Origin of the sequence: Subdoligranulum sp. APC924/74 (assembly GCF_003324125.1) — a bacterium.
GTDB lineage: Bacteria > Bacillota > Clostridia > Oscillospirales > Ruminococcaceae > Gemmiger > Gemmiger qucibialis.
In genome coordinates this window covers 14,608-37,494 of sequence record NZ_PSQF01000001.1, presented here as the reverse complement: position 1 = coordinate 37,494, position 22,887 = coordinate 14,608, and the positions used below count along the sequence as shown (strand labels likewise).

Genomic DNA, 22,887 nt, shown 5'->3' with positions numbered 1-22,887 from the left:
GCCGCCGGGAAATGGCTCTGTCTGCTGTCTTTTCCTTTCGTTTGATTTTCCCGGATTTAGTGACTGCCGAAGATCTGTTTGGACAGACTTGCGGTTTTCAAAAGCGAAAAACAAAGAATTACCGTGTAGGCCATCGTGCCGAACAACGCCGAGTGAATATCCGAAGATACCCGGATGCTGCCGATGAGGGCTGCATAAATCGCCACGCAGACCATCATCAGGAACGCCTGAAATGCCAGCGCGAACAGCCCCCGGAAGTAGTTCGTACCCACATGACCCCATTCACGGTTGCTCATGGTTGCAAATGGAATCGGAGCAAGCGAAGTGTAGAGGTATATTTCTATCATTCTGCCGTACATTATCACTGTGATAACCACTGACAGAATTTTCAGACACCAGCTTACAACAAGGGTTTCCAATGCCAGCGTCACCAGTTCGCCAATCGCCATTGTTGCCATTGCCGCCTGCATCTGCATGGAAAGAGAACTAATATCAATGGCGGTATTGCCACGGATAATGCCGGAGGAAGAATTTACCACCGACTGTCCAATGTCAAATACCGCCATTGCAATATCGAACGTATGGCTGACGAGATAGACCGCGATCCACATCTTCACGAAATACTTGAAGAACATCCATGTGTCTACATCGTGCAGATTGTTCCGTTCCGTCAGCATCGAAATCAGTTCGTAGCAGAGGATCAGCGTGATGATGATTCCCGCAATCGGAATCACCACCGAATCCGAAATGTTACGGATCATGCTGAAAATACTGCTGTTCCACCCTTGCGGTGTCTGCCCGACCTGAGCAGCGATTTCACTGGTCTGTTGGTTGACCGCTGTGAACATCGTACTCAGGTTGGACTCCACCATGCCGGAAAGAAGTTCCCTCATCCATTTTTCGATTGCTGCGAAAATATTATCGAACAATGGCGGGTTTTCCTCCTATCGCTTGTTGATTAGCCGAACAGACCAGAGAGCAGCGGGATCAGCTGGGTGCCGATGAGGATGACACCGCCGCCGGACATCAGCTGCTTCATGCCCTGCGACTTTGCGCCGGGGTTGTCGTTTCCGTACCCTTCCATGAGGTTCACAACGCCCCAAACACCAAGGCCCGCGCCGATGGCAACAACGAGAGTCTGCAGAACGGTAATAGCCTGATTGAAGAATTCCATAGTCGTTTTTCGCCAGATTGCAGCATTGATAAAAAATACGATTCCAAAAGAAAAACAGGCTGGCACATCTTCGGTGCTACCTGTTTCCTGCAATTCTGGCTTCTCCTTTCATTTTCATAAAAAATCAGCCTTTTGGAATCGCAAAATGTAGAAATCAGTCGGACAAGTTACCTGCCACGGGGTCTGCCCGGACAGGCGGGCGGGTGTATTTACTTCGGATAATGGCCTCCTTCCTATGCTGTGCTTTCTTCGGACAAATTCACCTCGTAGCAATCAAATTCTTCATCCATCCGCAGTCTGAGTTCGTGCTTCAGATAGCGTTCTACATCGAAAGCGTTCTTCTTATCAAAGTCCGAAAGCTCCTTGTACCGCTTATGCTTGGTAATGTCGAATTTGTCGCTCAGGAATGGCCTGACTCCGCGCAGCTGCAGGATGCACTTACTGCCATCCATGACAGAAAGCTCGTCCCGGCTCATAAGCTCCTTTCCGGTCTTTTGGTAGGTTGTACCAAAGGATGGGCTTTGACCGCGTGTGTCGGATGTGTTATATAGGTCGATTGTTTCTTTTCCCAGCGTTTCGGAAATTTCTTTGAGCGTCGAACTTTCCTTGCCGCCGAGGAACAGCATGGTGTCGCAGTTGCCGATGATGGTTTCTGCGGCATCCTTGTAGATGGTTTTCAACTGGCTCTGCGACTGCAGGATGATGGATGCCGAAATCTCGCGGCTGCGGATGGTGGCGATCAGCTTATCAAACTTCGGGATCAGCCCGATGTTTGCGAACTCATCGAGCAGCAGCCGCACATGATACTTTAGCTGACCTCCGCATTGATCGTCTGCACGGTCACAAAGTAGATTGAAAAGCTGGGTGTACATGATGGACACCACGAAATTGAACGTATCGTCCGTGTCGGAGATGATAACGAACAAGGCTGTGCGGCGATCTCCCAGCAAATCCAGTTCCATTTCATCGTAGGCCATCAGGTCACGCAGCTCCGCAATGTCAAATGGGGCTAACCTGGCACCACAGGAAATAAGAATCGACTTAGCGGTCTTGCCGGCAGCCAGCTTGTATTTCTTATACTGCCGGACTGCAAAATGCTCCGGCTTCTTCTGTTCCAGTTCCTCAAAAAGCTCATCTACGGCATTTTTGAAGGTTTCATCATCCTCGCGGGCTTCGCTGGCATTGATAAACTCCAACAGCGTGGAGAAGTTCTGCTCCTCCTCCGGGGCTTCATACCAGATGTAGCCAATCAATGCACAGTAGAGCAGCCGTTCCGCTTTGATCCAGAAATCTTCGCCGGATTTTTCTCCATCACCCTTTGTGTTAGCGATGATGGTATTGACCAGTTTCAGAATATCTTTCTCACTGCGGATGTAATGGAACGGATTGTACCGCATTGATTTTTTGAAGTTGATGGTGTTCAGGACTTTGATCTTATACCCGGCATCCGAGAGCATCTTTCCGCACTCGATAATGATCGTACCCTTGGGGTCCGTTACGACATAGCTGACCTTTTGGGGCATCTGCATCAAGTTGGGCTTGACGTAAAATCGCGTTTTGCCACTGCCGCTGCCGCCGATCACAATGACGTTTTTATTGCGGGCGTACTTCGGATGCTTTGGTCTACCACTCATCATCAGCCGTTCGGTCTGTGTGAGGATGACGTTGTTCTCGAATACCGGGTCAATAAAAGGTTCGATGTCCTTCTGGTTTCCCCACCGGGCAGAGCCATATTCTTCGCCTTGCCGATACTTCTTCGCGTTTTTCCCTTTGAAGTAGATCACTGCTTTCAGCGCAGCTGCGCCGACCAGACCTATCAACAGATCAAACGGATGAAAGCTGGGCAAGAAACTTTTGTAGGCCAGGCCAAAGTTCATAAAAAGAACCATCAGCCTGTCCACCACGGAATCGCCATTGCAATGACGGTAGAGCCATGCGGCTTTCTCCACCATGTAGAAGGCGATAATGTACGGAAAATTCAGCAGGATCAGCTTTTTCATATCTGCTGCCTGCGCCATCCGGCTGATTTCCGCAGCCAGTTTTTTGCCCCATGCCGTGCCGCCCGTCTGGTTGGACGGTGCTTTGCGCGGCAGGCGGGCAGGTGTTTTCGGATTTTTCATCGTATCGTTTCCTGCTCCCTCTTCTTTTCTTTCTTGAGCTGACGGTGATTGGAAAGTTCCGCTTTCACCTTTTCCAGCTTCTGGCGCACCGATTCACGCTTCTGCTTTTTCAGCGTTTCGCTGGTGTATTCCTTAAAGGCGGCGGTCATAACATCCACATCCTTGGCCTTAAAAAAGACCATGTACTCTGTTTTGCCATCCTGCTCCACCTTTTTCAGACTGTAATCAATGCCGTATTTCCGGGCCACCCGGTCGAAGGACTTGATATTATTGTCTGTAACCACAATATTCGTGATCTGTGCGCCGCTCTTTTGCAGGCTCTTAATGCTCTGCTTACCCGATTTTTCACATTGGCTTTTTTCTCCTTTTGCCTGCTGTTTCTTCTTCTCCATCTTTGAGAGCAGCTTTAACAGGGCTGCTTTCAAAATCTGTGCGGTGATTTTTCCTCCTTTGATGCACAGCGCGATGGTTTTCTCAGTGACTTCTTCCTGCATGGTTGCTCATCTCCTCTCTATCTTTGCTGTATCAGGGGTGGTCTGCCCCAGACACAGGAGATACCGTATTCCCCAACATGGAGCGAAACTTCTTACGGCACTGGTGCAGCAGATAGCCACACTCCCATTTGTGCCGGCAGTGCTTGCAAGGATGGCCGCTGTCCGTTCCCGGACGCTGGCGCATCATGCGTTCAAACGGATTATCGGTAAAATTCATAGGTTTAACCTCCCTGTTCAGCCAGCGGCAGCACCCCGTGCCGCTTCAACGTATGATAAAGGAACTTCCGACCTTTCTGCGTCCATGCCGTGTGCAGCTTTTCCACCTCGGAACCATCGCTGCGCTGGAGCCGGAACGTCAGGCTGGACGTATAGCCCTTACCGTGGTGTTCCGAATACAGCACCCACTGGCCGTTGGCCCGGTACTGGATGCCGTGCAGATGCAGCAGCCGATTAAACACCTTTGCTCCGCAGCCGTACTCTTTGGCGATCTGCGTGGTTGTCACCAGCGAATCCGAATCGCTCAGCTGCGCTTCGTAGCTGCTCCGACGCGGCGGCTTCTTATGCAGCAGGCCGAACAGCGCATCCCAGTCAAACGGTTGCGGACGATACGCCGCGCCGACTGCCGTATGGTGCAGTTTGCAGAGCTTCTTTGCCATGTCCTGCGTGATGCGGTAGTCTTTCACATACCGCTGGACCGTGCGCCCGCCCTCATCCTGCAGCCGGAAACGGGGCATATACTCGTAGTCGCGGCCCTCGATGAAACCATACTGGCACATACGCGGGAACCACTTGCGGAAGTCGCTGCGAATGTGCATCTGGTCATACAGATCACGCGCCCACAGCGTAGAGGGCAGCGTGTCCATACTCATGAATACGATGTTCATGGGGTTGTCCTCCTTAATTTTTATCTACCCTGCCGCCCCACCCCATATCATGCCGAACCTGTGCGGAATAATAGCTATCCACGGTCACGGGAGCATTGTAGAGCGTTGCCAGCAGATATTGCTTGATGTTCCGAATCTGAGTGCTGTTTTCTTTTAGGCACTCCAATATGTACTGGATATGCGAGGAATCCAGCTTCATCAGGCGGCTTTTCACCACCTCTTTCGGCTTTTCCTCGCCACAGATGCGCAGGAACTTCTTTCTGCTGGTGACGGTTTCAACCAGCAGTTCCAGAATCTCATACAGAACCGTTTTATCTGCCGGATAGCCCTGTTCCAGAATTTCCAGTTCCAGAGCCTCCTTGAAATAGCGGCGGTACTGTTCTTCTTCCTGCAGTTCAGCCGGATAGATAAGATCAGTCTCACTACTATCTGTCTTATTTATCTTCTCAGTATTACTTCCGTTTGATTTTAGAACTCCCGGAAGTTCGTTTTTCAAACTGCCGGAAGTATGATTTTCATACTTCCAGTAGTTCGATTGCGAAAGCCCCGCATAAAGGTCTTTCACATACAGCAGATTGGGTTTGCCAAGTCCCTGTCTGCGCCGCTCGATGAGCCGAAACTCCTGTTCCAGTTCATCCAGCAGTTTGACTGCCTTTTGTCTGGCACAATGAATAGAGTCCATGACTTCCTCTATCGTGCAGATAATGTAGGCGTTGCCGTGCTTGTCCTGCCAGCCGTTCTTAATGGAAAGGCTCATACGATCCAGCAGCACCGCATACAGCAGCTTGGCATCCCCGGACATCTTCTGGAATGGATCAGCCTTGACCAGTGCCTTCGGCACACGGTAAAAGCTGTATCGGTCTGCTTCCAGACCTTTGAAATACGGGTACTCCATGTAAATTCATCACCCCCTGTCTGATTGGATTTGCACTATTGGAAATAACAGTACATTCCTGCGGTGGAACACGTTTCCTTGCTCCGCCGCAGTGTATCTGCTGTTATTTGAGTTTTTCCATTCGGCCCCAGCCCGTTCCTGCCCCATATTTCAGCGGCGTTTTCTCTGGTAAGACGCGCAGGATGCACATTCAGTGCCAGAAGTATCTCTCTGGGATGGCTTATTCAGTTTTCAAAGAACTTTTGTGAGGGCTTGTTGTATAACCCTTACACCTATAGCATTCTGAAAGTGGTGTTTGGCAACCACTTTTTCAAATTTTCTCAAAAAAAATTTGCCGCAGGGATTTTTAAGTCCCCACGGCAGTTTTTCTATATTATGTATAAGTGCAACGGATGCGGTCAAGCCCCTTTTTGATTCCCTTTGTCACATATTGATGTGATACTCCCATCTCAGCAGCAATTTCCCGGTGCGTCATTCCCTCAATATAGTGGCGACAAATCATTTCCCACTGGTGCTTTTTCAGCAGTTCGCTTGCCTTTCTCAAAAATTCTTTATTCAACACAAAATCCATAACATTTATACGCGGATCTTCCATTTCATTGTTATACTCCGGATTCACATCCGCCGCATACGAAAAAGTTTCACTTTCCCGTGCTTCAAGATTACGCACAAGTCGATCCTCTCCCTCCAGCACAAGACGAATATGCCATTCCATATCCTCAAAATGGTTATGTGGAATTGTCTGATGCTCATTTCCCTGCGATTCATAGTAGTAGTGTGTACAGTTATGAAGTGCAAACACCGTATATCTTTCGTGTGCATGGTAGGAAACATATCCATTTTTATAGACGACTACTTCCGCATGGTTCTCCATCTGTTTTCGGAGAATCACTTCTATACCATCTTCCAATATCTTCTTCAAACCCGGCACTCGCTTAAATTCACTTGCAACAGGAACCATCTTCTTCAGTTCTTTCAAAGTAATAAAATTCATTTTAACCACCTTCCTGCCTTTCGGCAACAGGTGAGTCTTCTATGAAAGAACAGCAGAAATGACCTCAGACCCACCCGTTTTTTTTTTGAACGGGGAGCCTAAGCTCCATTCGATTAAAATTATGCCTATACCTATAGCATTCTAAATAAGGGTTTTGGCAACCACTTTTTTCAAAAAACTTTCAAATAAAAAAGCCGAAACAGGATGAACTACTTGCAGGCGTACTACTGCGCTGCATTCGCTCATTCTGTTCCGGCCTATATCACATATTGCTACGGTATCGCTCTAACAAACAGATATTATATTGTAGACCCAAAAGAACGTCTGGTGGAGCTGGTCGGCTAACCAGGTGCCGCCTAAGATTCCACCTCTGCGCTTTCAGTGTCGATGAAGCACTCTGCTTCAGGCTTCTTTCCGTTGGTTCTCTGCTGTGAAAAATTCGATACTCTTCACGGGAAGGCCGTGAATACACTCCACCAGAGATTCAGCAGAAATATAATCTTCACAGCCACCACGCTTGATCTGAAGCATATTCTTTCCATCAACGACACTGCGATTCCCAATCCGCAGCCCCTTTGGGGTGCGGATTTCATGTTCTCCGTTGCTCATCTTCTCACGGCCTCCTTTGTGTTGGTTTAAGTTTCTTTTTTCTTCTATTCAATTTCACCTTTTGAACTTCCGCTCTTTTTTCACCTTTTTCGGCTTGCATATTTACGATTTTTACGGTATAATAATCCAAAAGATGATAGAATATAGCATATATTATAAGCAAGTCGTACCGCCGTGTCAAGATGAAAATGTGAAAATTCGTTGCATCTTTCAGATTGAATATTCACAAATTCCTTTGTACATTGTTACAGCACGATAACTACGCCATAGAAAGGTTGCAAACATGAAATTTGGAGAGAAAGTTCGCGATCTACGAAAGAAGCATTCTTTAACACAGGACGAATTGGCACAATGTCTGGGTATCAACAAACGAACGATCATCGGATGGGAGCGTGATGGCCGCTACCCTCGCAGCATTGAAATGCTTGAAAAGATGGCCGATATATTCCATGTACCTCTGACCTATTTGCAGCCGGATCAGTCTTTATTTATCGAACGTGCCGCCGAAGCCTACGGAAAAAAGGGCAAAATAGAAGCCCAGCATCTCGCATTTGAGCTTACTGAGCTATTTGCCAGCGGAGAGTTGACCCCGCAGGATATGGACGGCATTATGTATGAAATGCACAAAGCCTATTTTAAGTACCGAGAACAAAAACGAGAAAAGGAACGAATAATGAACCTGTGAACCACTGTTCTATTCACTATGCCATCCCCGGAAGGAGATCACATTATGGATTCTGCGTTTATTCACCAAGCTGCCAACGAACTTGTCCAAACTGCCGGAACTCGCAACATCAAACAAATCGCGCGCAGTTGCAGTCTGGACATCAGTGAAACATCCCGCATTAAAGATATGTTGGGTTTGCTTTCGCTCTATTTTGATAAGCCACTGATTCTTATCAATCGCCAGCTGGACAAACAGACAAAGCAGATGGTGTGCGGCTATGCTCTTGGACATTATCTTGAGCATCAGCTTCTTATGGACTTGCATACCCTGAACAAGTTTCTGACCATTAAGGACAAGCACATCCTTCTTTACGAGCATAACGCTTTCACATCCCACCTGATGTTGGACAGTGATGAAGTCTATCAAATGACGAAGCGCGGGTTGGACGCAGGGCAAATTTCCGCAGCGAAACGGATTCACCTCAATCTGGTGCTGGTAAAACTTCTTGAGCTGCATCATCTGGGATATGATCTAAGGCATTATCACGCCCAGCACCATGCATTTATCAAACAGTTCAACCTTCCGGCACATTTTCAGTTTGATTCAATAGCAGCTATATAGCACTTTTTCCTCTGCAGATTATATGCAGAGGATTTTTATTATACTTGTACATAAGTTTCCATTATCATTTGCAATCGCTTCTGGTCAAGTTTTACTGCTCGTTCGCATTCATCAATGCAATCTCTATTTGTTGCAAATAGCACATAGCATCTATCCCTTACTACCGCCTTATTGTTATCAGTTGCATCTGATTTGCTACTACGATATTCTATCCCATAATACTTCGTGTACCTTTGGATAAATTTTGTAAACACCTGTGTTGGTTTATACTCTTTTTCAGATTGGGAACTTTGTATATCCTTGGAAATCATTCGGATAAAAGAATCCAAAAAGAACCAGCTATCTCTTGTTTCCTTATTTTCCAAATCAAATATGCTTGGTTTTTTCCATAACTGTATACCCGAAAAGTTAAGCACATTGATTCGTTTATTCGTATGAAATGTTCCGATTGTGTAAGGATTTTTTGTTTTGGTGACTTCTCTTTTTAGAATAGTTTGGTTACATGCACCATAAAACATCATGTCGCCTTCTTCGCTAAAGCGGTTATTTTTTACGAATTTTGCTGGCGGAGTTCCAATTGTTCCTGCAACAATTCTATCAAACCCCGGTGTAACTGTCCCCATTTTTAGATAATTGACAGCTCTGTAAATCGAATTAGTCGGCCGAATCGTATCCGTCATATTCATCTTTATAGTACTATCAAGGACTCCCTGCATAATTCTCCCAATTCGTTTCAAATCATCAGGTGCGTCATCTCTAAAGCACAATGCGACAATTTGCTCAACCGATTCTTCTCTATCATTAACTAGGTTACAAAACAGTTTCCATTTTTCTATATCCTGCTCATAGGCCCTTGCATATATATCATCTGCCTCTGTTCTATCATCAAAATTCAAAATATCCGTCAACTCATCCAGTAGTTCATCATGCGGCGTTTCAATATATTCTTCAAGAATATCATGTACAAAGTTGTATGGATCAATAACATTTCCACAGTACTCACCAACCTCACTATCATAAGGGAGATTTCCATCTGCTCTCTGATAGTATATCCTAATGGCCGGCATCATAAAAGACATCAGCTGTTCAACGGTAATTACCTTTCGACTTGTGACAGGTTTTCCATTTTTAGTTTTACAGTAATCACACTTTCCTTTTTCTCCGTTTAGCTGAATAAGCTTTTTTAGGTATTCGTCTTGAACACAGCAGGAACAAACCTTCTTATCAGATGTTCCATAACCACGCTCTTCGCATTCCATCATCAATCTTTTCGCAAGTCCCACTGTTTTTTCTCCCCTTAACAGCATTTTTTAATTAAAAGAACGCCTACAGCAGAAAAGAGATCTTCCACTGTAGGCGCATATCTTTATCTTAATTTTTCCAAAATTTCATCGGCACTCATGCCTTCGGCAAGCAGCTTTTTCAGAACGGACTCTGCTTCTGTCTTTTTTGCTTCTTCTACAGCTTTGGCATCTGCCTTCGCCTTCTTTGCTTCCAGCTTGACAATTTCCTTGTCGATAGCTTTCAGCGATGCTTTCTTCTCTTTCAGGTCAGCTTTCAAAGTGTCAATGTTTGCGGTGATGGATGCAATCTCAGCTGTGAGTGCTTCCTTTGCGGACTGCTTTTCTGCAATCTGCGTTGCGAAATCAGCAGTCACAGTTTTGGGCTTATTCTTGCTACCTTTGGGACGGGGCATAGGGGACACCTCCATCAAATTCATATTGCTTTAATGTAAGTATATCATATTGTTTGCTCTATTTCAATTTTAGAAATTGAAATGGCTGGTTGCTTGTTCTTTTGCAATATGCTCCATATCTGGATAAATAGAACTTTCATGGAATCCCATCGCATCCAGCTGAACTAATAATTGCTTTCTAATCTGTTGCGGTATACGAATCTTATAAAAATAGTCGCAGGATTCATCCGCCATGAGTATCTTATCCAGATGTTCAGAAGTGCTGTGAATCGTAAAATCCGATTGTTGTACATACATTCTCAAGTCGCTTCCTACACCATGACATGCAATAATTCTATTCTGTGATTCATTATTGTCATTATCATGATTAGAAAATGCACCTTCCAAGTCACTACTCAGACTGTCATAGTTTATCGGAGGCACATATTCTCCATAACCCACTTTTTTATTCAGTTTCATCGGATTCAGAACCCAAACGGCTGCATCCGCCTTTGCATCTTCGTCACTACTCAATGCAAAATATAATGCAACCAGAGGCGATTCCGACCAATCCAGCAACCTGGTTGGCAAACCATAATGCTGCATCAACGTCAACCACGATGCGCGGTCATACCGTTGTGGAACACTAGGATTCAGCCGCATGGTATGAATCATGAAATTGGTCGTTATATACTGCTCATAATGTTCACCCATGCCATCTTTCCGTTGAACCGATGGTACTAGCCCCCACGAATAATCAGACTGACCTCGGAACCACATACGATACTGTTGTTCGGCATCAATTCGTGTAATCAGTTCCACATATGTACCAATGTTATTGACTTCCAATTCACAAAGCATAACACAGTTCTCCTCTAATAAAAATCTTGTTGACATGAAGCAGTAAAATTATATTTTTCAATTCACTTAAGCTCCATGACTTCGATAAATTCTCCCGTTTTTATCCGATTTTCTAATGTTTTACACTCCACATTTTGATCTTTTAAATATAGTTTTCTCGAAGGATTCATATTCAAAACTATTATTCTATGTTTATTCCACAGTAACACTTTTAGCCAAATTTCTCGGTTTATCTACATCTAATCCCTTAGCAACAGACACATAGTAACCCAGCAACTGCAGCGGGATCACTGCCAAACTACCAACGAAGTGCTCATCCACCTTTGGAACATAGACCGTGAAGTTTACCTGATCTTCGATTTCATACTTGCCATAAGTAGTGAGCCCCATCAGATACGCTCCACGGCTCTTGCACTCCAGCATATTGCTGATAGTCTTTTCGTAGAGTTCGCTCTGGGTAAGCACACCGATGACCAGTGTTCCCTGCTCGATTAGACTGATGGTTCCGTGCTTCAATTCGCCCGCAGCGTATGCTTCGGAATGGATGTAGCTGATTTCTTTCAGTTTCAAACTGCCTTCCAAGCAGACTGCATAATCAATGCCACGGCCAACGAAGAACACATCGTGTGCATTGGCATACTTCGCAGCAAACCACTGGATGCGTTCCTTATCTTCCAGAGCTTTCTGCATCTTTTCCGGGAGAGTCAGAAGTTCAGAAATATAGTAGCTGTACTGCTCCTCCGTGATTTTTCCTCTCACCTTTGCGAACTGAACAGCCAAGGAGTATATGGCCGCAAGCTGTGCGCTATATGCCTTGGTCGTTGCAACAGAGATTTCCGGGCCTGCAAGCGTATAGAACACCTTGTCCGCTTCACGCGCAATGCTGCTGCCTACTACATTGACAACCGCCATCGTGGTGATGCCCTTTTCTTTTGCCAAACGCAGTGCTGCCAGTGTATCCGCAGTCTCACCAGACTGGCTGACAACGATCACCAGTGCCTTCCGATTGAGCGGCATCTTACGATAGCGGAACTCGGATGCAAGTTCCACACGCACCGGAATATCTGCCATATCTTCTAGCACATACTGAGCAGCCATGCCCACATGCCATGCAGAGCCACAGGCTACAATATAAATCTGCTCGAAGTTCTTGATTTCATCCTCAGTGATCTCCACGCCGGACAGGTCGATAGCGCCGTTCTTGATTACGGAATTAAGAGTATCCTGGACGGCTTTCGGCTGCTCATGGATCTCTTTCATCATGAAATGCTCAAAACCGCCCTTTTCGGCTGCTTCTGCATCCCATTTGATTTCGGTGGTCTGCTTCTCAATTTCATCACCGTTCAGGTCATAGAAATGCGCCTCACCCGGCGTCAACTTTGCAAACTCAAGGTTGCCGATGTAATACACATTGCGCGTGTATTTCAGGATTGCCGGAACATCGGATGCCACATAGGTTTCGCCATCCGCAATGCCGATAATCATCGGGCTATCCTTGCGAGCCACCCAGATCTCGCCCGGATAATCACGGAACATCAGCTCAAGTGCATAGGAACCGCGCACACGAACCATTGTCTTGGCAATGGCATCGATAGGGCCGAGGTCGTACTTCTTATAATAGTAGTCCACCAACTTGATGACCACTTCGGTATCCGTCTGGCTGTAGAACGTATAGCCATGCTTCAACAGTTTTTCTTTCAGTTCAGTATAGTTCTCAATGATGCCGTTATGTACGCCAACGACCTCAGACTCAACTGTGCCGGAACCGGAACGACTACAGTTACCGGAAACATGCGGATGTGCATTCGTCTGGCTCGGCTCACCGTGGGTTGCCCAACGGGTATGGCCAATACCACAAGTTCCTTTCAGTGCATTACCGTTATCGGTTTTCTCAATCAGATTGGACAGACGGCCTTTTGCTTTCACGACCTGTGCCAGATTTTCTCCATCCCGGACAGCCAACCCAGCCGAGTCATATCCTCTATACTCCAGTTTAGACAGACCATCCAGCAGGATCGGTGCTGCCTGTCGATTTCCTGTAAATCCAACGATTCCACACATAGGTTTTGCCCCTCCTATTATTCATTTTTCTATGATACTTTTCCACTTATACAAAACGACTCCGGACACTGCCAGAGTCGTCATTGACTTTACGCCTTATATCCCTTTTCGCCGATTACATTGACCACTTCGTCAACATACTTCTGGCAGGTGTCGTGGTCAGGTGCTTCCACCATAACACGAACAACCGGCTCAGTGCCGGACTCACGAACCAGAATACGGCCGGTATCGCCCAGTGCCTCAGCAACCTTAGACACGGCTTCCTGCACAGCAGGGTCATTCTGTGCAGCCTTCTTATCGGTCACGCGAACATTCTCCAACACCTGCGGATAGATCTTCAGCGGTGCGGCCAGCTCGCTCATCGGCTTCTTCTTAGCCAGCATGACTTCCATCATCTTCAAACTGGTTAAGATACCATCGCCGGTGCTGGCATATTTGGAGAAGATGATATGACCACTCTGCTCACCACCGATACGACAGCCGTTCTTCGCCATGTACTCGTATACGTACTTGTCGCCCACAGCAGTCTTGGCGTAACCGATACCTTGCTCATCAAACGCTTTGTACAGACCAAAGTTGGACATGACAGTCGTAACCACAGTATTGGTCAGCAGCTTGCCACGCTCTTTCATATAGCAGCCATAGATATACAGGATATGGTCGCCAGTGATGACATTACCCTTCTCGTCCACGCACAGGCAGCGGTCGGCGTCACCATCGTAGGCAAAGCCGACATCCAAGCCCTTCTCTACTACGAACTTCTGCAGACCCTCGATGTGGGTGGAGCCAGCATTGTTGTTGATATTCAGACCGTTCGGCTTGTTATTGATAACGTAGGTATCTGCACCCAGAGCATCGAAAACGCTCTTAGCGATATTCCAAGAGCTGCCGTTAGCGCAGTCCAGGCCGACCTTGACACCCTTGAAGGAATAGATGCCGAGACTGATCAGATAGCCCATATAACGGTTACGGCCTGCCACGTAGTCCACCGTGCAACCGATGTGCTCACGACGAGCAAAGGGCAGTTCCGGCCAGTCCTTATCAAAGACATGGAGTTTGCCGTCAATATAGTCCTCCACCAGCAGCAGGGTCTCCTCGGGCATTTTTTCACCGTAGCAGTCGATCAGCTTAATGCCGTTATCGTAATACGGATTATGGCTGGCAGAAATCATGATACCGCAGTCAAAGTCATCCACACGAGCGATGTAAGCTACAGACGGCGTGGTAGTAACGTGGAGCAGATAAGCATCTGCACCGGAAGCCGTCAGGCCAGCGACTAGGCTGTACTCAAACATGTAAGAGCTGCGACGAGTGTCCTTGCCAATCACTATGCGAGCAGGGTCGTTATCACCATTGCGCTCACGGAGAGCGTTATAATACCAGCCCAAAAAGCGACCCACTTTATAGGCATGGTCTGCTGTTAATGTAATTCCGGCTTCACCACGGAAACCGTCCGTTCCAAAATACTTTCCCATTTTAAATCTTCCTCCTAATACTATTCTTCTAATTTAAACGTATAGTATCTCATGCACTAATATCAACGAGTGCCTCGTATTCACTAATCTACAAATATTCAGTTTTTCAATAATACACCACCCTTCCTCAGTTATTGATTACCCGCTAAATGTTGTTTCCCATACACTGTCATCATTATCTTCTTAATCGTTCCTTGTACATCCAGATAATTCGTATTATGGCTTGCATGAGACTCATTTGCTTCGTCCTTGACCACGAACTAGTCGCAGTATAAATTGCGGTTGTCAGTAGACGCGCGTAAATAGTGACCCATATTCTCACCACGCAAGCGCTCATCACGTGTTATCAAAGTCTCAAACAAATCATCTCCATGACGAGCGCCAATGATATTCGTTCAAATATCATTAAAGAACTACTGAATAACCTTTGCAAGATTGCCTATGGTAAAAGCATCCACCTTCTGGACAAACAAAACGCTAAGGTTTGCATGTTGGAACTTAAACACAAATATACTCACATCGGGGGCCGACCCCCGAGAGTTCTCGGCAAGACTTGAATTGTTATTTTTTGTGTTCTAGGCTCAAATTGACTCTACTAGTTATTTTTCATTTTTTTCAAAGCCGCTAACGCAATTTTTATTCCCGCAATCATCCCAATGCAAATTAATGCATACCTTAACATAGTATAACGATACAATACCAAACCGAACAACGCAGCTATGATCGTTAATATTGCCATAAACAAGACTGCCTTATCATTATATACCGATTTATTTCCAGTTTCTTTGAGATGAACCTTTCTTGCAAATATAACTTGTGCACCTGCTAACACTATATATGCTACCAGTGTAGTATATGCAGCTGCCATATAGCCAAAAATATTTATACATATGAAATTCAGTATAAGATTTACAATAGCTGCGATAGTCGAAGAATACATTATATAATTAGTTTTTTTATGGTATATGAGTAAATTAGAGTACATATTTGATACAGAAGTCAAAAACACTCCTGCTGCAATAGGCGGCATAATATAAATTGCTTCATAATATTCCTTAGTAGCTAATATTCTAACTATTTCTGGCGCTAAAAAAGTAAGCATAACTGCAATAATAGCATACGATCCCATTAAAGCTAATGATAATTCTCTAATTTTATTATCTTTTTTACTTATATTCTGATATAAATACGGTATAAATGATGAATTAATTGCACTCCAAACTAATAGTGAAATTGAGCTTACAGTATATAAAGTACTATATATTCCAACCGCATCATTCCCCACCATTTTGCTTATCATCATTCGATCAGAAACACTTAAAATCTGTGCTGCAAAAGCATAACCAATAAGAGGAGCGCTCAGCTTCAAAGAGTATTTCCAATACTTTATATTTACTATCGTTTTCCCTTTTGCATATATTTTAATCCATATAACCGCCGAAATCGCCATTGTTGCTATGTTAGTTGCATACAATCGGCCCACCACAACTTGATCCGATCCCGCTTTATTTAAATATAAAACAACTATCACGGAGAATATTGTTGATGCTAAAGCTGATCCCATTGTCAATGCACCAGCTAATTTATATTTATATTCATATCTTTGTCTTAACAGCCAAAAATCCTGCGCCGGTGCAAAGAAAAACATTACTAGCATCAAAATTATCAGCACAGAAGGCAACCCTATAATTCTATTCCAAATATCAGGTATGAGGAAATAAATACATCCTAGAACAATTGCCATCATTGATGTTAATGTCAAAACAGCCGATTGATATTGATCCCTTTCCCCCTCAAAGTCTTTCATCGCTGCCTGAAATCCACCCGATGTTAATGATAGTGTTGCAATTACACTCAACAAAGAATACCAGGAGTTATATAAATTAACCATTCCAATTTCGCTTGTAGACATTATTCTCGTGAAAATTGGAACTGTAATCATTGATAATCCTCGTGAAAAAACAGATGCCATGGTATAAACCACTGCTGCTTTTACACCCAAAGGAATATTTTGTAGCCTTTCCTTTAGCATTTTATTCTCCTACAATGTATTTGCGGGTAACCCCACAGCATCCTGCCGTGTTGCTATCCAACTTATTGCCTAAGCTGTAGAATAAGAACGTTGTGGCCTGACACCATTTTATCTGGGCTTACACGTTCACTAAGGAGTCAGTCAGCCATAGAGTTCTAATTCGCAGCATTCGATTTACGCAGGTATCTGGAATTCCAGCCAGAACCATATTTCTGTTCATCTCAAACGTAAAAAAGGAAAAAGCATAGCAAAAAACATCTAATATCAGGAGTACTTCTGTAGCATGATTTCTGGATTCTTATAAGAATCCTCCTCTCCAGACCCTTCCTTCAATCCCTTCTTCCTGATTTTCTGTTTGGACAAAGAGCAGTCCCTAGATGTTTCACATTCAGTACTAGACTTTATAACACTATTTACATTCAAACGCAGACTCACTTACACTTATTCAAAAATGCATTAAATTGTTCTATATATTTATCAGGCGTAAACAGTTCATTTGCTGTTGTCAATGCATTATTTTTTATTTCTTCAATTTGTTCTCTTGACAAATCGATAATACTAAGCAATGTGGTTTCTAATGTATTCAGGTCATTATTTCTAACAAGGAATCCATTATATTTATCTTTTACAAATAGATCCGTGCCTCCTACAGATGTGCAAATACTAGGAACCCCTAACATCATTGCCTCGCAAAACTTTGTCGAAACTCCTGCTTTCGCATATCTTTTATTCATCCGTAATAGAACCGACAAATCTGCCTTTTCCACTATACTTAGCGTCTTGTCATGTGACAATCTTCCATGACAGTAAATTCCATATTTTTCTAATTCATCGTTCCCTACCAATTTCTGCACTTGCATCTTATCAGGGCCAATTATATCAATGACAACACGTACTTCATCAGTATTTAATCGAATTATCGCATGTAATAGAGTATCAATATAATCCTTTGAAGCCAATGCGCCTGCATAAACAATTTTCAGCACTTTTCTATTATCTGAATTTTCTCTTATTAATTTTTTCTTTTTATCAGCTTCTGGGAAAATTGGCGGTAACAAAATAGTATTACAGTTTTGCTCTAAATAATGTTGATACAAATATTTGCTTATTGCTATAACATTGCCAACTTTTTTATCGATATATTTTTTTTGTAAGTCTTTTTCTGTATTAATAACTCTCGGAATAATTCCCCGATAATCTTTAGGGTTTCTCCATTCCGTAGTTTCTATTACCAACTTAAATCCTTCTTTTTTAGAAAGATTTAACATTTTTAAAACATATAATATCGAATTCGGCTCATATAAAATGATTATATCAGGTTTTATTTTATCAAGAAATTTTAGTGTTTGCTTAAAATAAAATTTCCCAAATACTTGGTCTAAATTCCAAAAAGCGCCTCTTACCTTTCCCCGTCCCGGATAAGGATCCATATATTGGTATGTCACCTCATCCACTTCTTCCATTCTTTTGCCATCAGAAGCCAACTCACATAATATATGAACTTCATGTCCACAAGATTTCATAAATATAGCTCTATTCCTGACATGAATTGATGAAGCAGTGTCTGGATATCCGACATTTCCAATATATAATATTATCATGAATTGCCATCCTCTCTTTGCTAGGGTGTAAGATTTACAATGCACCTAAAAGCTTTAACTTAATCTTCAAATAATTTTTCCCATTCTTTTGCTATTTTCTTTACATTTAGCTGTTCTCTCAACTCACTTGCTTGCTTTCCCAGTCTTTTTGCTTTTTCCGGATTTTTTAGTAATCCTATTATTTCATCCGCAAATATTCTATCATCACCGACAGGTGTAAGTATGCCATTAATATTATTTTTTATAACCATTCTAGCGCCACCTATCGGACAATCTGTACATACCACAGGAAGTCCTATCGCCATAGCTTCCAGCATTGAATTAGACATTCCCTCAAAATCTGATGATGATACAAAAACACTAGCATTCACTATATATGTTTGAACATTTGCTTTTTGTCCCATAAATTTGACATTATCAGAAATATTTAGTTCTTTAGCGTATTTTTCTAATTCCTCCTGTTGCTCGCCTTTACCATATATTTCTAATACATATTCCGGGAACACATCAAGGACTCTTTTCATTGCCCTGAGAAGCATGAATATATTTTTTTGTTGACTTAATCTATTTACAGCTACAATTCTTTTTTCTCTTTCTCCATCATATGGATCCGGAATTGACGAGGTAATAGGATTTGCAATTACTTTTGACTTTTTCTCTAGGCTCTTACCATAATACTGTTTTGCATCTTCGGTTTGGAAAACAACTCTATATGCTTTTTCGTAACTATACTTTACATAAATCTTCTGATACCAATTGTAATAATACTGCGGAGCATTTCTTTCCGATAAAATAAATCTATATTTATTTAGCAAATTTCCCAATATCAGATATTGATATCCCAAGCCCAACGAAATCACATAATCTGGCGCTTGATTCTTCAATAGTTTTTTTAATTCTTTTATTCTAAAAAATATTGCACATTTCCCTGTATTCTCAGGCAAATAATCAATTTTAATTTTCGGATTAATCCTATAATTATTATTTGCCTTTGAAAATACAATAAAGAAAACTTCATAACCGCTTTCACAAAAATAATCGGCTAAGGCAACTGTAACTCTCTCAGCACCGCCTCCACCTAAGCTACCTATTAAAAATGATATCTTTTTCATCAGCCTATGATCTCCCGTAATATTTTTCTCTTAATGCTTTTCCAACAAGCATCATTACAATAACGCCACTATATCCCAACTCAATCTGATAATATGTAGAAACGCCCATATACGCTAGTAATACAAAAAATCCGACAAATTTTGCTGCTCGAATCACTATTCTACTTTGCTCATTATAAATCTTACTGCCTTTTAAAGTAGATGCATATACACACAACCATGCAATCACTGGGAAGATTCCATAATGGAACATAACAAACATAAACTGATTATCGAAATAAATATAGTTCTTATTTCCCAAGTAGCTATAAGAAGCATTGATACCCAATCCAAAAATCAAATCTTCCCATGAATGCTGTGCAAAAAAGATTACATATTGTCCACTTCTGGTATCTTCCAATCCTCTATTGAATAAATTTCCTGTAATCTCTGGAAAAACATAAGAAACTCCCAACATTGCAATAATAATCAGCAAAAACCCCATTAAAATCTTAACAGATCTATTCCTATTACCCAAAACCGCAACAAATATAAATAATAGTATTAATGTCTGTAATACCCATGCTCTTGACTGTGTAATAAAAGCAGCGGCGATAATAAGCAACAAATCACAGTATATCAACTTTCTTTTATCTTCTTTGGGGAAATCTATAAAGGTCATAATGCAAGTAGATGTAAACCAATATGAGAATATCCCTTTATATGACGCATTCATAGGCCATTTAATTCCATAATTAGCCCAAAAAGAAAAAACAGCAATATAAAAACAACAGCAGAGGAGTATATTTATATACGGCAATTTGTTTTCCAATATATTCCATATATTGTCATCAAAACCAAGTAGCGCTGCCACTGGCAGCAAAATCACTGATGTAGAAATCGATTCAAAAAAAACAGATTGAGCGGGCGCTTTATCTAAAGCTAATACAGTCCATATCAAATAATATAAAATCGAACTTATAATCAAAATCCTTATTCCTGCATGGACTTTTTTTATATATTGTATAAAGCATCTAAATATCAGCACAAGAATAATAACACTTGAAAAACTTAAAAAGAGAGTTCCCCATCTTCCTTTACTAACAAACCTGTATGTATCATATATCGGCTCCCATTCACCCAACATATTTCTTAGCAAAGACCCTAAAATCACGCATATCAAATATATCTCAAATAAAAGTTCATTGATTGTGTATTTTGTTCTCATATTAAAATCACCATTTGGATTTTTCTTGCAATATATTTATATGATCTTCTAATTCTTCGTTCGTAAATCTTTCAGAAACACGTCTACCGGGTACTCCTACATATATGCCATAGGGATGAGTACTTTTAGTTATTACACACCCCCCCCAATAACGCATCCCTCTGCTACAGTTACTCCCTTAAGAATTGTTACATTAGCCCCTATCCAAACATCCTTCTCAATAATGACATCCTGATCGTTTTCTTCATCTTTTTCTTCATCTGTTACATCAGCCATGTACTTTCCTACTGCATTCATCTTGTGATCGCCTGTGATGATACTAAGCCTTGGGCCAATTACTACTTTTTCTTTAATGATAATGTTTGCTCGTGTTGTCCACAACAGTGCATGAGGGCCAATCGCAACATCATCTCCTATACTAATGTTGCCAATTCCCTTAATATCGCTTTTTTCTGCAATATGTACATTTTTGCCACAGTTTCCCAAAGAAGATTTAATTACACTTTCTCGAAAAATCTTATAAAATACCTTACGCACAAATTCTTCTGTTCCGTATATGTAGCGTCCGATTTTATTCATCTCAATCACTCATCCATAGCTTTTTCATATAATTTGCACACTTTCTCCAGATGTTTCTCTAAAGAATACTTCTCATATGCTTTTTCAATGCTTTCCTTTCCCATACGGTAAATAAGCTCATCATTCCCAGTCAATTCAAGTATTACTTTAGCAAAATCATCTATCTTTCCTGGCTCTACCATATAGCCGTTTTTACCATTTTCCACAAGCTGCGGTATCCCTCCAACATTTGTGGCAACTATGGGCAACCCATACCCCATTGCTTCTAGAATCGACATCGGCATTCCTTCCGTATAAGATGGTAAAAAGAAAAGATCTGCCTCTTGAAGAAGTTTTTCTTTCCTTTCCTTTTTAACCCATCCTGGAAATGAAAAATACTGAGATATACCTTTTTCCTCAACAATAGCCTGTAACTTCTCAATCTCTCCGCTTCCAGCTAAAACAAATTTAACATTTCTATTACGTTCAATGATTTTTTTTGCAATATCAGGAATGTCAAAGACACCTTTAAGCTCCGTAATAAATCCTAAAAAGAGAATAATCTTATCCTCATGATTTTTTCTCTTCAAACATTCTTTATGTATAATACTGTAATTTTCTATAACGACTTTTGAAGTATTTGTTTTTACGACCTGTAAATTATTTTTCCATTCTTCAGAAAGAACTACCAAGTATTTGCATCTATCAAAACAATCCTCTACCAATCGTTTTTTCTTATTGCTCGCATTAATATAAAAGTTTGCAATTTCTGATCCATGAATATGATTAATCACAGGAACATTAAAGATGTTCGCTATATACACAAATGGTAATTTTCTATAAAAGCTTCCGCCAAACGAAGAATGTATATGCACAAGATCCGGCTTATTTATTGCCATTTCCTTGAAAAACAAAAAATATGCCTCCAAAGCCTTGCATATTTTTTTTACTTTGCTTCCATCACAATAGGATTCAATATATTTTATCTTATACTTCTTTTCCAGCTCAGAACCTCTATAGCCGTTTACAACAGAAGAGATACCACCTTTTGCTGAAAAACTAGGTACGACCATAACCACTTTTTTCATCTCTCGACACCATTATCCCTAAATAGGTACCATATAAACTTGCTATTCGTTACAAAATATCTCTTAAATAGTCTACGCGGTTCTTTCATAAAACGGTAAAACCATTCTAAACTGTGATCCTGCATCCACTGCGGTGCACGTGGAATTACTCCAGAAATAACATTAAATGCTCCACCAACAGCTATCCAAACGGCCTTTGTATTTTTGCTGAGTTTTGCACAGAACTTTTCTTGCCGTGGCGCACCGAGTGCAACCCATACAAAATCCGCTTTCGATTCGTTGATTCTATCGCACAGCGCTGTTTCCTCTTGTACCGTCAACGGCCTAAACAACGATGGCTCACAACCGACAATGGATAATTGTGGATAATTCGCCTTTAAGTATTCAAGTAATGCATTCAGATTTTTTTGCGTTGTTCCATAAAAATAGTGACGAGCATCACTTTTTTCTGTGGCTGCAATCACTTGTTCCATAAAATCAGGCCCGGTCACTCGCCCCATTTCCGAATACCCGCGACGAACTCCAACGCTAGATAAGGGTTTTCCGTCTGGCAAAGTCATAAATGAATTGTTTTGAACCGCTTGATAGTCCAAATTCTCATGTGCTGTTACAGTAGTATGAACATTACAAGCACAAATATATCTTCCTCTTGCTTTGTCCATGTTTTCTAATAAATATTGAATCGCAGTTTCTTTGTTAACAGCCGAAATTTCAACGCCTAATATATTCACTCGTCGCATAGCTTTCTCACTTTATAAC

The 22,887-nt window shown here is 42.2% G+C and carries 22 protein-coding genes and 1 pseudogene; 2 read left to right on the top strand and 21 right to left on the bottom strand.

Annotated elements, in window-relative coordinates:
* Window positions 1-56: 56 nt before the first annotated feature.
* The 9 genes and pseudogenes from C4885_RS00185 to C4885_RS00145 all read right to left on the bottom strand — a co-directional run bounded on the left by C4885_RS00185 (window position 57) and on the right by C4885_RS00145 (window position 7,170).
* On the bottom strand, window positions 57-893 hold the full coding sequence (locus C4885_RS00185; RefSeq protein WP_371681606.1) for a VirB6/TrbL-like conjugal transfer protein, CD1112 family: 837 nt from the start codon (window positions 891-893) through the stop codon (window positions 57-59).
* Between the two features lie 65 nt (window positions 894-958).
* Window positions 959-1,174, bottom strand: a complete 216-nt coding sequence (locus tag C4885_RS00180; protein ID WP_113998658.1) for a Maff2 family protein — start codon at window positions 1,172-1,174, stop codon at window positions 959-961.
* Window positions 1,175-1,407: 233 nt separating this feature from the next.
* Window positions 1,408-3,027 (bottom strand): annotated as a pseudogene (locus C4885_RS00175) (VirD4-like conjugal transfer protein, CD1115 family); the annotation flags it as partial.
* A gap of 263 nt (window positions 3,028-3,290) precedes the next feature.
* Complete coding sequence (locus C4885_RS00170) at window positions 3,291-3,788, bottom strand: PcfB family protein (protein ID WP_113998498.1); 498 nt, start codon at window positions 3,786-3,788, stop codon at window positions 3,291-3,293.
* Between the two features lie 31 nt (window positions 3,789-3,819).
* Window positions 3,820-4,005: a hypothetical protein gene (locus tag C4885_RS00165; protein WP_113998497.1), complete on the bottom strand. Its 186-nt coding sequence runs from the start codon at window positions 4,003-4,005 to the stop codon at window positions 3,820-3,822.
* 4 nt (window positions 4,006-4,009) lie between these two features.
* Complete coding sequence (locus C4885_RS00160; RefSeq protein WP_113998496.1) at window positions 4,010-4,672, bottom strand: phage antirepressor KilAC domain-containing protein; 663 nt, start codon at window positions 4,670-4,672, stop codon at window positions 4,010-4,012.
* 13 nt (window positions 4,673-4,685) lie between these two features.
* Window positions 4,686-5,567 (bottom strand): DUF6017 domain-containing protein, encoded by an 882-nt coding sequence (locus C4885_RS00155; protein WP_113998495.1) that lies wholly within the window; start codon window positions 5,565-5,567, stop codon window positions 4,686-4,688.
* A 373-nt stretch (window positions 5,568-5,940) separates the two neighbouring features.
* Window positions 5,941-6,561 carry a sigma factor-like helix-turn-helix DNA-binding protein gene (locus C4885_RS00150; protein WP_113998494.1) on the bottom strand — a complete coding sequence of 207 codons (621 nt, stop codon included), beginning with the start codon at window positions 6,559-6,561 and terminating at the stop codon, window positions 5,941-5,943.
* Between the two features lie 402 nt (window positions 6,562-6,963).
* Window positions 6,964-7,170, bottom strand: a complete 207-nt coding sequence (locus C4885_RS00145) for a hypothetical protein (protein WP_097776605.1) — start codon at window positions 7,168-7,170, stop codon at window positions 6,964-6,966.
* 283 nt (window positions 7,171-7,453) lie between these two features.
* Between C4885_RS00145 and C4885_RS00140 the strand changes: the two genes are divergently transcribed.
* Both C4885_RS00140 and C4885_RS00135 read left to right on the top strand, forming a co-directional pair.
* On the top strand, window positions 7,454-7,855 hold the full coding sequence (locus tag C4885_RS00140) for a helix-turn-helix transcriptional regulator (RefSeq protein WP_055185268.1): 402 nt from the start codon (window positions 7,454-7,456) through the stop codon (window positions 7,853-7,855).
* A 45-nt stretch (window positions 7,856-7,900) separates the two neighbouring features.
* Entirely contained in the window at window positions 7,901-8,458 is a 558-nt protein-coding gene (locus C4885_RS00135; protein ID WP_113998493.1) for an ImmA/IrrE family metallo-endopeptidase, read from the top strand.
* Between the two features lie 38 nt (window positions 8,459-8,496).
* Here C4885_RS00135 and C4885_RS00130 read toward each other — a convergent pair whose 3' ends face one another.
* From C4885_RS00130 to C4885_RS00075, 12 genes are all read right to left on the bottom strand, one after another.
* Window positions 8,497-9,741 (bottom strand): HEPN-associated N-terminal domain-containing protein, encoded by a 1,245-nt coding sequence (locus tag C4885_RS00130; protein ID WP_113998492.1) that lies wholly within the window; start codon window positions 9,739-9,741, stop codon window positions 8,497-8,499.
* An 83-nt stretch (window positions 9,742-9,824) separates the two neighbouring features.
* Window positions 9,825-10,154: a hypothetical protein gene (locus tag C4885_RS00125; protein ID WP_113998491.1), complete on the bottom strand. Its 330-nt coding sequence runs from the start codon at window positions 10,152-10,154 to the stop codon at window positions 9,825-9,827.
* Between the two features lie 69 nt (window positions 10,155-10,223).
* Window positions 10,224-10,994, bottom strand: a complete 771-nt coding sequence (locus C4885_RS00120; RefSeq protein ID WP_158538751.1) for an FRG domain-containing protein — start codon at window positions 10,992-10,994, stop codon at window positions 10,224-10,226.
* 192 nt (window positions 10,995-11,186) lie between these two features.
* Window positions 11,187-13,055, bottom strand: a complete 1,869-nt coding sequence (gene glmS / locus C4885_RS00115) for a glutamine--fructose-6-phosphate transaminase (isomerizing) (RefSeq protein WP_113998489.1) — start codon at window positions 13,053-13,055, stop codon at window positions 11,187-11,189.
* Window positions 13,056-13,144: 89 nt separating this feature from the next.
* The gene (glmM, locus tag C4885_RS00110) at window positions 13,145-14,530 is read right to left on the bottom strand and encodes a phosphoglucosamine mutase (RefSeq protein WP_113998488.1); all 1,386 of its coding nucleotides are present in this window, start codon (window positions 14,528-14,530) and stop codon (window positions 13,145-13,147) included.
* 595 nt (window positions 14,531-15,125) lie between these two features.
* Window positions 15,126-16,562: an oligosaccharide flippase family protein gene (locus tag C4885_RS00105; RefSeq protein WP_113998487.1), complete on the bottom strand. Its 1,437-nt coding sequence runs from the start codon at window positions 16,560-16,562 to the stop codon at window positions 15,126-15,128.
* 431 nt (window positions 16,563-16,993) lie between these two features.
* Window positions 16,994-18,163 carry a glycosyltransferase gene (locus C4885_RS00100; protein ID WP_113998486.1) on the bottom strand — a complete coding sequence of 390 codons (1,170 nt, stop codon included), beginning with the start codon at window positions 18,161-18,163 and terminating at the stop codon, window positions 16,994-16,996.
* A gap of 59 nt (window positions 18,164-18,222) precedes the next feature.
* Entirely contained in the window at window positions 18,223-19,275 is a 1,053-nt protein-coding gene (locus tag C4885_RS00095; RefSeq protein WP_113998485.1) for a glycosyltransferase, read from the bottom strand.
* Window positions 19,276-19,279: 4 nt separating this feature from the next.
* On the bottom strand, window positions 19,280-20,482 hold the full coding sequence (locus C4885_RS00090; RefSeq protein ID WP_113998484.1) for a hypothetical protein: 1,203 nt from the start codon (window positions 20,480-20,482) through the stop codon (window positions 19,280-19,282).
* A gap of 132 nt (window positions 20,483-20,614) precedes the next feature.
* Window positions 20,615-21,061 (bottom strand): DapH/DapD/GlmU-related protein, encoded by a 447-nt coding sequence (locus tag C4885_RS00085; RefSeq protein WP_199488056.1) that lies wholly within the window; start codon window positions 21,059-21,061, stop codon window positions 20,615-20,617.
* A gap of 5 nt (window positions 21,062-21,066) precedes the next feature.
* Complete coding sequence (locus tag C4885_RS00080) at window positions 21,067-22,128, bottom strand: glycosyltransferase family 4 protein (protein ID WP_113998483.1); 1,062 nt, start codon at window positions 22,126-22,128, stop codon at window positions 21,067-21,069.
* Window positions 22,125-22,868 (bottom strand): WecB/TagA/CpsF family glycosyltransferase, encoded by a 744-nt coding sequence (locus C4885_RS00075; RefSeq protein ID WP_113998482.1) that lies wholly within the window; start codon window positions 22,866-22,868, stop codon window positions 22,125-22,127. The genes C4885_RS00080 and C4885_RS00075 overlap by 4 nt, the downstream gene beginning before the upstream one ends.
* Window positions 22,869-22,887: the final 19 nt, after the last annotated feature.

Coding starts and splice junctions, on each gene's coding strand:
- C4885_RS00095 (WP_113998485.1), bottom strand. CDS start 19,275: ATGAAAAAGATATCATTTTTAATAGGTAGCTTAGGTGGAGGCGGTGCT.
- C4885_RS00180 (WP_113998658.1), bottom strand. CDS start 1,174: ATGGAATTCTTCAATCAGGCTATTACCGTTCTGCAGACTCTCGTTGTT.
- glmM (WP_113998488.1), bottom strand. CDS start 14,530: ATGGGAAAGTATTTTGGAACGGACGGTTTCCGTGGTGAAGCCGGAATT.
- C4885_RS00100 (WP_113998486.1), bottom strand. CDS start 18,163: ATGATAATATTATATATTGGAAATGTCGGATATCCAGACACTGCTTCA.
- C4885_RS00170 (WP_113998498.1), bottom strand. CDS start 3,788: ATGCAGGAAGAAGTCACTGAGAAAACCATCGCGCTGTGCATCAAAGGA.
- C4885_RS00150 (WP_113998494.1), bottom strand. CDS start 6,561: ATGAATTTTATTACTTTGAAAGAACTGAAGAAGATGGTTCCTGTTGCA.
- glmS (WP_113998489.1), bottom strand. CDS start 13,055: ATGTGTGGAATCGTTGGATTTACAGGAAATCGACAGGCAGCACCGATC.
- C4885_RS00145 (WP_097776605.1), bottom strand. CDS start 7,170: ATGAGCAACGGAGAACATGAAATCCGCACCCCAAAGGGGCTGCGGATT.
- C4885_RS00090 (WP_113998484.1), bottom strand. CDS start 20,482: ATGAGAACAAAATACACAATCAATGAACTTTTATTTGAGATATATTTG.
- C4885_RS00105 (WP_113998487.1), bottom strand. CDS start 16,562: ATGCTAAAGGAAAGGCTACAAAATATTCCTTTGGGTGTAAAAGCAGCA.
- C4885_RS00135 (WP_113998493.1), top strand. CDS start 7,901: ATGGATTCTGCGTTTATTCACCAAGCTGCCAACGAACTTGTCCAAACT.
- C4885_RS00185 (WP_371681606.1), bottom strand. CDS start 893: ATGAGGGAACTTCTTTCCGGCATGGTGGAGTCCAACCTGAGTACGATG.
- C4885_RS00085 (WP_199488056.1), bottom strand. CDS start 21,061: ATGAATAAAATCGGACGCTACATATACGGAACAGAAGAATTTGTGCGT.
- C4885_RS00120 (WP_158538751.1), bottom strand. CDS start 10,994: ATGCTTTGTGAATTGGAAGTCAATAACATTGGTACATATGTGGAACTG.
- C4885_RS00140 (WP_055185268.1), top strand. CDS start 7,454: ATGAAATTTGGAGAGAAAGTTCGCGATCTACGAAAGAAGCATTCTTTA.
- C4885_RS00125 (WP_113998491.1), bottom strand. CDS start 10,154: ATGCCCCGTCCCAAAGGTAGCAAGAATAAGCCCAAAACTGTGACTGCT.
- C4885_RS00160 (WP_113998496.1), bottom strand. CDS start 4,672: ATGAACATCGTATTCATGAGTATGGACACGCTGCCCTCTACGCTGTGG.
- C4885_RS00155 (WP_113998495.1), bottom strand. CDS start 5,567: ATGGAGTACCCGTATTTCAAAGGTCTGGAAGCAGACCGATACAGCTTT.
- C4885_RS00080 (WP_113998483.1), bottom strand. CDS start 22,128: ATGAAAAAAGTGGTTATGGTCGTACCTAGTTTTTCAGCAAAAGGTGGT.
- C4885_RS00165 (WP_113998497.1), bottom strand. CDS start 4,005: ATGAATTTTACCGATAATCCGTTTGAACGCATGATGCGCCAGCGTCCG.
- C4885_RS00075 (WP_113998482.1), bottom strand. CDS start 22,868: ATGCGACGAGTGAATATATTAGGCGTTGAAATTTCGGCTGTTAACAAA.